The following is a 14185-nucleotide window of genomic DNA, read 5'->3' on the forward strand; positions in this document are numbered from 1 at the left end:
GATGGAGATGGAGCCGCAAGCCTAATGAACAGTCGCAAAGGCTGGCACTTTGCCACAAGACATTTGATTCAATTTCTCTGTGCTTTGGTACTGCTATCGGTGCTATTATTCGTTACGCCAAGTTGGGCAAAGGATACCGTAAGTGGCAAGCAAGTCACGATCGCTGCTGGACAAATTGTTCCCGATGACGTGTATTTGGCTGGAGAGACAATCTTGTTGAATGGTACTGTCAAAGGCGATGCGGTTTTGGCAGCAAAGCAAATTACCCTGAATGGCACAGTTGAAGGCGACTTAATTGCAGCAGGACAAGTCATTACAATTAATGGTAGTGTAGGCGATGATGCGCGACTGGCTGGACAGGTGTTAATTCTTCAGCCAAAAGCACGGATAGCAGACGATGCGATCGCGGCTGGTTTCAGTTGGGAAAATCAAACTGGCAGTAATATAGGTGGCGATCTAACTATCTTTGCCAACCAAGCTTTGTTAGCTGGAAGTATAGAACGCGATGCGATCGCGGCAACAAATGCCTTGGAACTGAGGGGAAGCGTCGGCGGAAATATGCAAGCCACAGCAGTAGGCGATCCCCAGTTGGTTGAAATTCCCTTTGTGCCTCAACCCCCCGTAACAGTAGCGCCAATTAAACCAGGTTTAACCCTGACCGATACTGCACAAATTGGTGGTAAAGTCAATTATAAATCTGCGACTACGGCTCAAATTAGCCCAAGAGCAAAGATTGCGGGTGGAGTTGTAGGAGAAGCATTAGAACATCGGATTGCACCTCCACCAAATCCAGCTAGGGAAGCAATTTGGCAGATTCAGCGCCTATTGGCTTTACTCTTCGTTGGTTGGTTATTGCTGCGATTTGTCCCCACTTGGATGCAAAATTTAGCGGCAAGAGTCAAAGCTAAACCGTTATCGAATTTAGGTTGGGGGATACTAGCATTTGTGGCAGTTGGAGTAGGTACGATCGCGATCGCCTCTGTAACTGTTATACTCGCTATTCTCTTTGCGATCGCTCTACCTAGTCTCGCTTTACCAGTCTTGGGATTGGGAATAGTCGCTAATCTTGCCCTTACAATCAGCTTTGTAACTTTTGCCAGTTTTGTGCCGCAGATTGTCTTTAGCTTACTAGCCGGAAGCTGGCTATTGCAAAAATTACAACCTAGTATCTCAATACAACCCCCAATACGACAATTTGTAGCACTGGGGATTGGTTTATTGGGATTTGTGCTGCTGACATCTATTCCCGTACTAGGGGCGATCGTCACCCTCATCGCGATCTTTGTCAGCCTTGGCGCACTTGCACAACACATTACCAGTCGTAAGCCACAAGTTGCAATTGTCGATCGCCAACTCCCAATCGCCAACCATTAATAACAATCCCTTGTTCTGGCGATCTCGCGATCTATTACTTCCTATCCTAAGCTTGAGTTACATGTAGCAAATAGGACTGCTACATATATTTTAGTTGGTTTACAATCTTCAAATCACAACCGAGTTGCGATCGCTGTAGAGAAATAGGTTCACTCCGAAATAGATTGTAGGATACTATTTTGCTTCGTGCAAAGATGTAAAGAGAATCGCCAAACTTACGCCAGAGAAAGATAAATGTTCAATGACATTTCCCCTCTATGGATTTCTCTAAAAACCTCCTTAATTGCCACAACTATTACTTTCTTTCTAGGAATTATCGCCGCCTATTGGATGCTAGGTTATCGAGGTAAGTGGCGATCGCTAATTGAGGGAATATTCATCTTGCCTCTCATTTTACCACCAACAGTAGTAGGTTTTTTATTACTAGTACTATTTGGAAAATACGGCATACTCGGACAATTTTTGGCATCATTTAATATCAACATTGTCTTCACTTGGTATGCAGCCGTCATCACCGCCACAGTAGTAGCCTTTCCATTAGTGTACAAAACTGCTTTGGGAGCCTTTGAACAAATAGACGCAAATTTAATCCGTGCCGCAAGAACATTAGGTGCTTCTGAATGGACTGTTTTCTGGCGTGTCAGCTTTCCTTTAGCAATTCCTGGGATTATTGGTGGTGCGACGCTAGCTTTTGCTCGCGCGTTAGGAGAATTTGGTGCAACATTAATGTTAGCAGGTAATATCCCCGGACAAACGCAAACTATTCCGATGGCTATTTACTTCTCAGTTGAAGGCGGCTCGATGCAGGAAGCTTGGGGATGGGCGCTAGTCATCATGGGAATTTCTCTATCTGGAATTGTAGCAGTAAATTATTGGCAGCAATCGAGAGGTAAGAGGCGAGAGGCAAGAGGCAAGAGGCAAGAAGAGTCAACTACCAACTACCAATTACCAATTACCAATTACCAATTACCAATTATCGAATCAAAATTATTTGTCAATATTCAAAAACAATTAGCAGAATTTGACTTGAATGTAACTTTTAGTAATGACGATCGCCCATTAGGACTTCTGGGAGCTTCTGGCGCAGGTAAAAGCATGATTTTGCGCTGTCTGGCTGGGATTGAAACGCCTAATGCTGGTAAAATTGAGTTAAATGGGCGGGTGCTGTTTGATTCTCAACGCCAAATTAATCTTCCCACACGCAATCGCAAAATTGGTTTTCTGTTTCAGAACTACGCTTTATTTCCTCACCTAACAATAGGGCAAAATATTGCCTTTGGTTTACCGAAAGCTACGCCAAAAAAACAAGTTATCCAAGTCGTAGAAACTCAACTTGCATCAATGCAACTACATGGTTGTGCTAATCGTTATCCCCATCAACTATCCGGCGGACAACAACAGCGAGTCGCTTTGGCACGGGCTTTAGCCAGTCAACCAGAAGCGTTATTATTGGACGAACCGTTTTCAGCTTTAGATACTCATTTACGGAGTCAGTTAGAACAGCAATTAATTTCCATTCTGTCTAATTATCAAGGTGTAACTCTGTTTGTCAGTCATAATTTAGAAGAAGCTTATCGAGTTTGTCAAAATTTATTAGTCATGGAAAAAGGAACTGCGATCGCTAGCGGTTCCAAACACGATATATTTGAACGTCCTCAAACTTACAGTGTAGCTCAATTAACTGGATGTAAAAACTTTTCTTGCGCCGAGATTGCTGTCAATGGAATGGTAAAAGCAACAGATTGGGGAGTAGACTTACAAGTCACAGAATCTATCTCCAAACAATTAAAATATGTAGGAATTCGCGCTCATCAAATTATTTTTACGACTGAATCAAACCGAGAAAATACTTTTCCTTGTTTTTTAGCCCAAACCAGCGAAACTCCCCACCGCATGACTGTATATCTCAAGTTGTATCAACAGCCAACCCACTCTAGCGATTATCACCTGCAAGCAGAAGTATTTAAGGAAAAGTGGGAGATCCTGAAAGGGCGATCGTTTCCCTGGTATATTAGGCTAGATCCAATGCGGTTAATTTTGATGACGTAAAATTGGTAGGGTGAGTTGCGAACAAAGCACCCTACGAATACAAAAATAAAATTTAATTATGAATGTTAACGAAACAGCGATCGCAGAAATTTCTTTTGATGACTTTCTCAAAGTCGATATGCGAGTTGGGACAATTCTTGATGTTGAAGATAATTTAAAAGCGAAAAAACCTGCTTATATCTTGACAATTGATTTTGGTGAGTTGGGAGAAAAAATGAGTTCGGCGCAGATTACCGATAACTATTCTAAAGCCGAACTCATCGGCAAGCAAATTATTGCTGTCGTTAACTTCCCTGCTAAAAGAGTTGCAGGTGTTAAGTCGGAAGTCTTAGTATTAGGAGCAGTTCCTAATAATCAAGGAGTAGTTTTACTAGAGCCAAACTTACCTGTAGAAAACGGAACTCGAATTAGCTAGTAGCAAAAGTTGCTACTAGGAATTAAATTTTAGTAAGGAAAAGCCTAAATCTTTCAGAGCCAAAATCCGATTTAATCTAGGTAATTGACTAGCACAGTAGTAGCGATAGCTGGTAAACTGGTCTACTTGGATTGGTTTCAAAAGCCCCATCCTATCGTAGAGGTGTAGTGCTTTGATGGATACGCGACTAAGTTTAAAAAAGTCACCGATTTTAAACATCAAATCTGCGTTTATAGCGTTTCCTATACAGGTGAAATACATTCGTAGGGGCGCACAGCTGTGCGCCCCTACAGATCTATGTACCCGATCCAATTGAGAATAGCTCAGGAGCTACGCAGATCCCCCAACCCCCTTTTTAAGGGGGGAGCAAAGCCCCCTTAAAAAGGGGGAGCCAGAGGGGGAGCGAGATCTAAAACTTCAAATGCGTAACTCCTGATAGCTATAACTGTTATCTATTTCTAGTACACACCCTCCTCTAAGGGCATCAAGAGTAAATTATTTCAATGTCCGAATCTCATATTACCGTCACCGTTCCTGCTACCACGGCAAATCTAGGACCAGGGTTTGATTGTATTGGTGCAGCATTAACTTTATACAATCGGTTCAAGTTTTCCCGCTTGGAAGTAGGCAAACTGAGCATAACAGTTACAGGTACAGAAGCCGCCAAAGTTAAGACAGATGAGAGTAATTTACTGTACCAGGCTTTTTTGAGACTGTATCAACACATCAAGCAATCGCCGCCAGCAGTAGCAATTGAAATTGAATTAGGCGTACCTTTGGCGCGGGGTTTGGGTAGTTCGGCTACTGCAATCGTTGGTGGTTTGGTAGGTGCAAATCAGTTAGCAGGTACGCCTTTAAGTCAAGCTGAGGTGATGAATTTAGCGATCGCAATGGAAGGACATCCTGATAATGTCGTACCAGCCTTGCTAGGTGGCTGTCGGCTAGCAGCTAGTGTAGAGATGTTACATGTAACATCTCCATACTGGCAAATTTGCGATATTCCGTGGCAAGAAAATGTCGTACCTGTAGTTGCAATTCCTGATTTTGAGCTATCGACATCTGAAGCGCGACGGGTTTTACCAACTCAGGTGAGTCGTGCCGATGCAATTTTTAATACAGCACATTTAGGACTACTACTGCGGGGTTTAGCAACAGGTAATGGAGAATGGATCGGTGCAGCTTTGCAAGATCGACTGCATCAACCATACCGTCAAAGACTGATTTCAGGTTATGAAGCCGTACAAAATGCCGCTTTAGCTGCTGGAGCCTACGGAATGGTTATTAGTGGCGCGGGACCAACTTTACTCGCGTTGACGGAAACTGCAAAGGCGGCGGCTGTAGCAACGGCAATGCAGACAGCTTGGCAACAACAAGGGATTGATGCTGAGGTGCGATCGCTGGCGATCGATACTCAAGGGGCAACTACCAATCCTGTTTGATTCGTGAAATTTAAATGTAGGGTGGGCAATGCCCACCCTACCAGAAAAGCGTCTACAATTGATTGAGTTAGTAATAGTAGTATCCATAATAATTAGCTTCGATCGCACTCAATCTTTTGCTTTATCAAGATATTATAATTTAAGCGATCGCTCTCGAAACTCGCACTATAAATTACACTTATATTAGTTAGAAAAACTAATTCAAAATATTGCCAAATCAGACTCGATATTCCATAAAAGAACATCTGTATTTTCCATCCAATTAGTGTTTAAAATTGTAACAAAGTCTTATATTTTTCTATTATTTATTGATACTCTAAAATGAAAGGGAAAAATTTGTTGCCTGGGTTTTAATTTATCATTCCTCAGTGATAAATTAAATCCTGCCTCTACTAACCTAGAGGCATTTTTATTGTAGTTGCGGATAGTTTTATTTACAGCAAAAACTTATCTTCTAGTCAAATAGAAGAAAAATATTCTAAGCTTATTTAGTAGGGTGGGCAATGCCCACCTTACATTTAAATTGCTAATGACCAATGACAAATGACGATTAAGGAGTAGGCTTAAAATACGTGCCATACTGCAAACCTGGAAACCAAATTTGCAACATAATTAGCACTACCGAAAGAGCAACCATTGTAAAAGTTGCCATTACAGGGGCAAGAGTAAGATATTTAAACACATGTTGCATGGTTATTTTCCTAATGTGAGATTGCGAATAGTGCGCACAAAGTTTTGAACTAATTCAACTTAACTAATTCGGCTATCGTGGCGAGATTGGAATTTCCTCATCTCTAGCAGTCAAGTCACCACTCAAGAACTCTTGCAGTGCTAAAAGAGGCCAAAGAACAGCTTTTGATATAGACTGCAATGCCAAAGGTAAATCGATAAAAATTTCTTTCATTTCGGGATCGCTAGCTGATTTAGTGGCACGGAGATAAGAACGACCGCTCCAGCCGATAAAACCAGCAACGTACAAAAATAGACCGATGGGAACTAAAACATCAGTAGCTCGATCTAAGCGATCGAGTGGCAAATGAGGTAAACCATCCGTGCCGCAAAGTTCGTATTTTGCGTAAGCCTTAAATGGCTTATTGAAGTAATAGGTATCAGGAGCATTTTTCATCCGCGCCTGAAAAGCTGGCGATTTGCTACAAGGTACGAGGGTGCTATTAGCCGCAGAAGCCGTAGGAATTGTACTGCCCCAAATTACAAAGGCGATCGCTAGTGTAAATAATAACCGCCTCATGTTAATTTCGCTTTTTGTTCTGTCACTTTTTATGAACTGCATAGCATTGTTAATGGTTCGTTTTAGAGGCGCGATCGCCTCTGCAAAAGAGCGATCGTCGTTGTCTTTGGCAAGTATCCTAACAGACTCAAAACCCAATTTAATCTGATTTGATAAAATTTAAATTGTCCTGACTACAAGATAAAAAACGTTTTGTGTTTTATTACTTTACATATGTTTTTCAAAAACTAAAACTTAATTACGAAAGGGTTTTAGAAAATAATAACCATCTCAGTAACTCATTTTGTAGCTTCATTTATGAAGAAAACTTCAGAAAGTCAAAAGTCAAAATTTAAAAGTTAAAACTGAGTAGACAAGCGACAGAAGTTATAACTAACCACCGATAACTGATAACTAACCAATTAATAAAATCCCCTATTTGTGAAGTAGGGGATTTTATTTACCCTACGCTCGATTAACCAAACTTACCAGCAGTCGAAGCAATTACGAAAGCAGCATAAGTGAGGACGTAGCCAACCGCAAAGTGAGCTAACCCCACAACGCGAGCTTGAACGATTGACAGAGCCACAGGCTTGTCTTTCCAGCGAATCAAGTTTGCTAGAGGTGTCCGCTCGTGCGCCCAGACCAAAGTTTCGATCAACTCTTGCCAGTAACCGCGCCAAGAAATCAGGAACATGAAACCAGTTGCCCATACTAAGTGTCCCAACAGGAACATCCAAGACCAGACAGACAGGTTATTCATGCCGTATGGGTTATAGCCATTAATTAACTGAGCTGAATATAGCCACAGGTAATCGCGCAACCAACCCATCAGGTATGTCGAAGACTCGTTGAACTGAGCCACATTGCCTTGCCAAATTCCTAGATGCTTCCAATGCCAGTAGAACGTCACCCAACCAATTGTGTTGAGCATCCAGAACGCAGCCAGGTAGAAGGAGTCCCAAGCGGAGATGTCGCAAGTACCGCCACGACCAGGACCATCACAAGGGAAGGCATAGCCGAAGTCTTTTTTGTCGGGCATCAGCTTGGAACCACGGGCATCCAACGCACCTTTAACTAATACCAACGTGGTTGTATGCAAAGCGAGAGCAAATGCGTGGTGGACTAAGAAGTCACCAGGACCAATCGTCAAGAACAAAGAGTTCGTACCAGCATTGATCGCACCTAACCAACCAGGCAACCAGACATTCCCGTGATTGGGCCAAGCTGTTGTAGCGATACTATCTGGGTTAGACAACAGAGTATCGAAGCCGTACAACACCTTACCGTGAGCAGCCTGAATGAACTGTGCGAACACGGGTTCGATCAGAATTTGCTTTTCAGGAGTTCCAAAGGCAACCACTACATCGTTGTGAACGTAAAGACTGAGGGTATGGAAGCCCAAGAACAGCGATACCCAAGACAGGTGAGAGATAATCGCCTCTTTGTGCTTCAAGACACGCTCTAAGACATTGCCCTTATTCTGTTCTGGGTCGTAGTCCCGTACCCAGAAGATCGCGCCGTGAGCAAAAGCCCCCAGCATGATGAATCCAGCAATGTACTGGTGGTGCGTGTATAACGCTGCCTGGGTCGTGTAGTCCTGCGCCATGAATGCATAGGGAGGCAGGGAATACATGTGTTGTGCCACCAACGAGGTGATGACCCCTAAGCAAGCCAAGTGCCAGCCGAGTTGGAAGTGGAGAGAGTTATTGTAGGTGTCGTAAATGCCTTGGTGAGGCATATTGAACGGACCTTCTACTGGAACACCAAAGAAGGTTTTAGCATTCATCATCTCCTTGATGCTGTGACCGATACCGAAGTTGGTACGGTACATATGTCCGGCAACGATGAATAATACTGCGATCGCCAAATGATGGTGAGCGATATCCGTCAGCCACAAAGACTGAGTTTGAGGGTGGAAGCCACCCAAAAAGGTCAAGATCGCCGTACCCGCACCCTGAGAGGTTCCAAAGACATGATTGGCAGTGTCAGGGTTAGCAGCATAAGCCGCCCATTTCCCCGTAAAGAAGGGCGTTAGACCTTCTGGATGGGGTGGTGTAGTCAGAAAGTTACTCCAACCGACGTGCTGTCCGCGAGCCTCGGGAATTGCAACGTGAACTAGGTGTCCAGTCCAAGCCAAGGAGCTAACGCCAAACAATCCCGCTAAGTGATGGTTCAGGCGAGACTCCGCACTCTTAAACCAGGCAAGTCCTGGGCGGAATTTGGGCTGTAAGTGCAACCAGCCAGCTAGCAAGAATACTGAAGCTAGCACGAGTAGGAACACCGAACCCATATAGAGGTCGTTATTCGTCCGCATCCCGATGGTGTACCACCAGTGATAAACACCAGAGTAGGAAATATCGACGGGATAGCTTGCCCCACCTTGGGTAAAAGCATCAACTGCGGCTTTACCGAATTGAGGGTCCCAAATTGCGTGGGCAATGGGACGGACGTGCAGCGGATCTTTTATCCACTGCTCAAAATTTCCTTGCCAAGCTACGTGGAATAGAAGGCTGGATGCCCAAAGAAAGATGATGGCAATGTGACCGAAGTGTGTAGCAAAAATCTTTTGATAAAGATTTTCTTCAGTCATTCCATCGTGACTTTCAAAGTCGTGGGCGGTAGCAATCCCATACCATATCCGACGAGTGGTCGGGTCTTGTGCGAGATCTTGGCTAAATTTGGGAAATTTAGTTGCCATTTACTTTACTAAATCCTCCAATTAGCTAATCCGTTGTTATTAATCTGAATTAGCAAAACAGTACAGACAAACGAAATCTCCCTCGACATGAAGCCGAAGAGAAACTACTGTAATTAAATTCACTAGATACCGTATTGAGGTGTAGTTTTAATAGCGCAATTCAGTAGCTAAATGCAACAAAACTAACTTATTGCGAATAAAAACTAACTCAGTCCTTGTGCATTCGCACATAGAAGCATTATTAAATTATTTAGCGATTTATTAAGGCTAGTAAAGCACTTTTCAAATTATGAAATTGCTTTTAGATTTATAAATTGAAGCGTTCTGGTTAAATCTATCAAACCCTAACTATACTAAGCTTTTGCAGCTAAAGTATCGCCACAGAGTAATGTTGCATTTGTTTAAGCAACCTTCTTAATTTGGCACTTTATGTTATGCCGCAGTGAGTCAACAACTCACGAGTGACTTAATCAATTATATCCATAAATAATTCTAATATGCGATTGTTAGAGTACGTTTCAAACGCTCTCTAGATAAATGAGCTGGAGGTGGGCGCTGCCTACCCTACGAGGAAAAATATAAATAATTCTAATGTGCGATCGCCAAAATATGCTCTAAATACTCTCTACATCACAAAGTTCAGTTTTATTAGTTAAATTGGGCATTTTAACTATAGTATGCAAAGGTAATTTTTCCCATATAAAGGAAGTTACCAAACTATAGTTTAAGGAATATAAGTAATGATAAACATCCTCTATTTTCTCATGACTGAATTTTGATTGTGGGCGCTTTGTAAACTGCACGCATTTTCACTACAAACGCAATCGTCGCTTTATTGGGCAAGCAGAGAAGGTGTTGAGGGAAATTGGGAATAATACAAATTCTGTTTATTATTGTACTAGATTCGATCCCCCATAGCCCCCCTTATTAAGGGTAGGGGGATCTTCTGTGGCGTAGTTTTAAAGAAATGGTATAAGTAATTGGTAAGTCGTAAGTCGTAAGTCGTAAGTTGAAATAAACTGGCAACTGATAAACAACTCTTCCTTTAGGCGTAAGCGCGTAAAAGAGAGCAATTTTAAGATTTAAGAGAGCGAGTCGAAGATTCTATCTAAATATCTTGGGCGATCGCAAAAATTAAAGTAGAGTTGTTATTTAGTTCTTTTACTCTACATACTTACCTTATGATGAGCAGAAAGATTGGATTTTGGTTGCTGTGGCTAGGATTTATTACTTACGCTTTCGTATTCGCGCCCCCCGACCAACCAAATACACTGGAGTTAATTACAAATCTTTCTACAGGCAAGTGGGCGGGAATCAATCCTCTAATTGTTTCCATATTTAATTTGATGGGAGTTTTTCCACTAATTTACAGTTGCTTGCTGTTTATTGATGGTAGGGGGCAAAAGATTCCTGCTTGGATATTTGCAACTATATCAATGGGTGTAGGCGCATTTGCTTTATTGCCTTATTTGGCATTACGTCAACCGAATCCAACGTTTCCAGGTCAGAAAAATCTGTTGCTCAAGTTATTAGATGCACGGCTAACTGGTGTTGTTTTGAGTATAGGTGCGATCGCATTAGTTGCATACGGTTTGGGTAAAGGAGATTGGGCAGATTTTTTGCAGCAGTGGCAAACTAGCCGTTTTATTCATGTCATGAGTTTGGATTTTTGCTTACTGTGTGTTTTATTTCCTGCTTTATTAGGGGATGATATGGCACGCAGAGGCATGAATAATTCGGTGATTTTTTGGTTAACAGCGTTAATTCCTTTATTTGGCTCTTTAGGGTATTTGTGCGTGCGTCCGCCTCTACCAGAGGATAGTTCGGCAATAGCGAGTCAGCAAGTGGTGACATGAACAGAAAAATTGCTTTATGGACGATTTGGGTGGGATTTCTCATTTATGTATTGTTTCTTGCCCCGCCGATTCGCTGGCAAGAAACTTTGAATTTGTTGATGAAAATATTGACGTTCCAGTGGGCAAGTGTCAACCCAGTAATTTTGTCTTTGTTTGCCCTAATTGGTGTTTGTATTGCTCTCTACAGTTGCGTGCTTTTCTTTGATGGCAGAATGCAGAAGTTACCATTTTATCCTTTTGCGATCGCCTCTGTAGGCACGGGGGTCATTGGTTTAATCCCATACTTAGCTTTACGAGAAGCAAATCAAGAGTTTACAGGGCAGAAAGATGCTTTTTTGCAGGTGTTAGATTCCCGCATAACAGGGTTATTTCTGACTTTATTTACTCTTGCTTTACTTGGCTTCGGAATTATTTTTGGTGACTGGGGAAATTATCTTCAGCAATTTCTAAGCGATCGCTTTATCAATGGCATGAGTTTAGCATTTTGTCTATTTTGCTTGTTGTTCCCCACAGTCCTCGGTGATGACATGGCGCGGCGCGGATACTACAGCAATTCTCAGTTATTTTGGCTGATTGCCCTAATTCCATTACTCGGTCCCCTTGCCTACCTTTGCTGGCGACCCCCCTTAAGACAGTGATCGGTGACCAGTAACCAGTAACCAGTGACGTTATCAGAATTTGTAAGGGTGGGTTTAGCAAACAAATATAACAGCCTCAACGAAAAATTTTTCCTCAAAACCCGCCCTTACGAGAGACAACAACCAACAACATATATAGTTCATGTGTACCATATAAGAAGTAGTTATCGGGAGAACGATGAGTTATGGCAGTGGCAGAATTGCGAAAGAATGGGATGATGGCGCATCTTCTGGATGCCCTAGACGCAGGTGAGGATATCGGACACTACGGTAGGTTGGTGTTTGCAATGGTGGCGCGTCATTTTTTAAGTGAAGAAGAATTAATTAACTACCTGACTAAAGATAAAGACTGTAGTGAAACAGAAGCACGCAGCCTCTACCACCAGGTACAAGCCAAAGACTACAATCCGCCCAAACGGGAACGGATATTAGAATGGCAACAGCACCAAGATTTTCCGATTTGTCCCAATGCTGACGATCCTGATTCAGGTAATGTGTATAAGGATCTACAATTTCCAGAACACGTCTACGAACACATTTCAGAGTATTACGAACATAAAAATTAGCGATCGCATCAGTAGAGGCGCACAGGTGTGCGTTTCTACCACCAATAATTACTAACTCCAAAAATGCCAAAGCCACGAAACATCCTGCAAAGACTGCTGACACAATTGAAACAAGGATCGCAGGTGTTTCAATATACAGGTAGAGCGGTAGGATTAGTTTGGCAAACAAGTCGCGCCCTAACCTTTGTTTTGGCGATTGTGACTGTGGTAGCGGGTTTACTCCCAGCCGCGATCGCCTATGTGGGTAAGTTAATTGTCGATGGTGTGGTTTTAGCCCATCAGTCGGGATTAGAACGCGATCGCCTGATTACACTAGGCTATCTGGGAATTGAGGCGATTTTAGTCGCATTACTCGCAGGAAGTCAGAGAGGATTAACGATATCCCAGTCTTTGTTGCGAGTGTTGCTGGGACAAAAAGTCAATCTATTAATTTTGCAGAAGGCGTTAACTTTAGACCTTATCCATTTTGAAGATTCAGAATTTTACGACAAGATGACTAGAGCGAGAAGAGAAGCTTCTAGTCGTCCGTTGTCTTTAGTGAGTAGCACGTTTAGTATTGTCCAAAATGCGATTTCTCTTGTGACCTACGGTGGCTTGTTGCTACAGTTTTCTTTCTGGGCAGTCATAGTCTTGTTGTTGTCAGCCGTACCTGCATTTATTGCGGAGACGCGATTTGCTGGGCAAGCTTTTCGCCTATTTCGGTGGCGTGCGCCGGAAACAAGGGAACAGACTTATTTAGAAACTTTGATCGCTCGCGAAGACTTTGCTAAGGAAGTAAAGTTATACCAGTTGGGGGCGATGTTGTTAGAACGTTACCGTTCGATCTTTAATCGGCTATATGGGGAAGATCGAGATTTAACTCTGCGGCGTGGTGTGTGGGGATATTTATTAAGTTTGTTGAGTACGGCAGCGTTTTATCTTGCCTATGCTTGGATTGTTGTTGAAGCGATCGCCGGACGACTTTCGCTGGGTGATATGACAATGTATCTGATGGTATTCCGTCAGGGACAAACGACTTTTTCTAGCACTTTAACTAGTATTGGCGGAATGTATGAAGATAATCTCTATTTATCTAATTTATACGAATTTTTAGAACAACCTATTTCTTTACCTAAAGGCAAAGCTACCCAAGGTTTAATACCTGGAGATGGCATTCGATTTGAAAATGTCTCCTTTATTTATCCTGGTAGTAATAAACTTGCTTTAAATAATGTTTCGTTTCGGATTCGAGCCGGAGAAAAATTAGCCATAGTTGGTGAAAACGGCTCTGGCAAAACGACTTTAATTAAGTTATTGACTCGATTATATAATCCAGATAAAGGGCGAATTTTACTTGACGGTTTAGACTTGCAAGCATGGGATTTAGGAGTTTTACAAAGACGCATTGGGGTAATATTTCAGGACTTTATTCGCTACCAATTTACCGTAGGTGAAAATATTGGTGTCGGTGATGTTACCCGCATTGAAGATAGAGAACTGTGGCAAGTAGCAGCAGACAAGGGAATGGCGCTACCTTTAATCGAACAATTACCAGATAGCTTTCAAACGCAATTAGGTAAATGGTTTCGCGGCGGACAAGAATTATCGGGGGGACAGTGGCAAAAAATCGCTTTGTCTCGCGCTTTTATGCGGAATAAAGCAGATATTTTAGTTCTAGACGAACCCACAGCCGCTATGGATGCGGAAGCAGAGTTTCAAATTTTTGAACGTTTGCGATCGCTAACTCAAAATCAGATGGCAATTCTGATTTCCCACCGCTTTTCTACCGTGAGAATGGCAGACAAAATTATGGTTTTATCTGGTGGGAAAGTGGTAGAACAGGGAACTCACGAAGAATTGTTGCAGGCGGGAGGACGCTATGCTCATTTGTTTCGCCTGCAAGCAGCGGGGTATCAGTGAGTAAGTCAAAAGTGAAAAGT

General features: G+C 42.5%; 11 protein-coding genes and 1 pseudogene. 8 read left to right on the plus strand and 4 right to left on the minus strand.

Translation table 11 applies throughout. The features are described 5' to 3' along the window. The first annotated feature begins 24 nt into the window (after positions 1-24). From CHRO_RS10970 to CHRO_RS10980, 3 genes are all read left to right on the plus strand, one after another. Positions 25-1374 carry a DUF8173 domain-containing protein gene (locus CHRO_RS10970; RefSeq protein WP_015154272.1) on the plus strand — a complete coding sequence of 450 codons (1350 nt, stop codon included), beginning with the start codon at positions 25-27 and terminating at the stop codon, positions 1372-1374. A 234-nt stretch (positions 1375-1608) separates the two neighbouring features. Further along, a complete protein-coding gene (gene modB / locus CHRO_RS10975) occupies positions 1609-3423 on the plus strand; it encodes a molybdate ABC transporter permease subunit (RefSeq protein WP_015154273.1) in 1815 nt (604 codons plus the stop codon). Positions 3424-3481: 58 nt separating this feature from the next. Continuing rightward, entirely contained in the window at positions 3482-3838 is a 357-nt protein-coding gene (locus tag CHRO_RS10980; RefSeq protein WP_015154274.1) for a tRNA-binding protein, read from the plus strand. Between the two features lie 33 nt (positions 3839-3871). Here the strand turns inward: CHRO_RS10980 and CHRO_RS34765 are convergent. After that, positions 3872-4057 (minus strand): annotated as a pseudogene (locus CHRO_RS34765) (MerR family transcriptional regulator); the annotation flags it as partial. Positions 4058-4341: 284 nt separating this feature from the next. Here CHRO_RS34765 and thrB point away from each other — a divergent pair. Continuing rightward, the gene (gene thrB / locus CHRO_RS10990; RefSeq protein ID WP_015154276.1) at positions 4342-5277 is read left to right on the plus strand and encodes a homoserine kinase; all 936 of its coding nucleotides are present in this window, start codon (positions 4342-4344) and stop codon (positions 5275-5277) included. 550 nt (positions 5278-5827) lie between these two features. Here the strand turns inward: thrB and CHRO_RS30425 are convergent. The 3 genes from CHRO_RS30425 to psaB form a co-directional block, all read right to left on the minus strand. After that, a complete protein-coding gene (locus tag CHRO_RS30425; RefSeq protein WP_015154278.1) occupies positions 5828-5968 on the minus strand; it encodes a photosystem I reaction center subunit IX in 141 nt (46 codons plus the stop codon). Between the two features lie 72 nt (positions 5969-6040). Beyond that, entirely contained in the window at positions 6041-6526 is a 486-nt protein-coding gene (locus CHRO_RS10995) for a photosystem I reaction center protein PsaF subunit III (protein ID WP_015154279.1), read from the minus strand. A 454-nt stretch (positions 6527-6980) separates the two neighbouring features. Next, positions 6981-9206 (minus strand): photosystem I core protein PsaB, encoded by a 2226-nt coding sequence (gene psaB, locus CHRO_RS11000; RefSeq protein WP_015154280.1) that lies wholly within the window; start codon positions 9204-9206, stop codon positions 6981-6983. Between the two features lie 1184 nt (positions 9207-10390). Between psaB and CHRO_RS11005 the strand changes: the two genes are divergently transcribed. The 4 genes from CHRO_RS11005 to CHRO_RS11020 all read left to right on the plus strand — a co-directional run bounded on the left by CHRO_RS11005 (position 10391) and on the right by CHRO_RS11020 (position 14165). Beyond that, positions 10391-11062 (plus strand): hypothetical protein, encoded by a 672-nt coding sequence (locus tag CHRO_RS11005; RefSeq protein ID WP_041463030.1) that lies wholly within the window; start codon positions 10391-10393, stop codon positions 11060-11062. Beyond that, complete coding sequence (locus tag CHRO_RS11010; protein ID WP_015154282.1) at positions 11059-11700, plus strand: hypothetical protein; 642 nt, start codon at positions 11059-11061, stop codon at positions 11698-11700. Before CHRO_RS11005 ends, CHRO_RS11010 begins: the two co-directional genes overlap by 4 nt. A 185-nt stretch (positions 11701-11885) precedes the next feature. Beyond that, positions 11886-12266, plus strand: a complete 381-nt coding sequence (locus CHRO_RS11015; protein WP_015154283.1) for a hypothetical protein — start codon at positions 11886-11888, stop codon at positions 12264-12266. A gap of 63 nt (positions 12267-12329) precedes the next feature. Next, positions 12330-14165, plus strand: a complete 1836-nt coding sequence (locus tag CHRO_RS11020) for an ABC transporter ATP-binding protein (RefSeq protein WP_015154284.1) — start codon at positions 12330-12332, stop codon at positions 14163-14165. Positions 14166-14185: the final 20 nt, after the last annotated feature.

The sequence above is a fragment of the Chroococcidiopsis thermalis PCC 7203 genome, from assembly GCF_000317125.1.
GTDB lineage: Bacteria > Cyanobacteriota > Cyanobacteriia > Cyanobacteriales > Chroococcidiopsidaceae > Chroococcidiopsis > Chroococcidiopsis thermalis.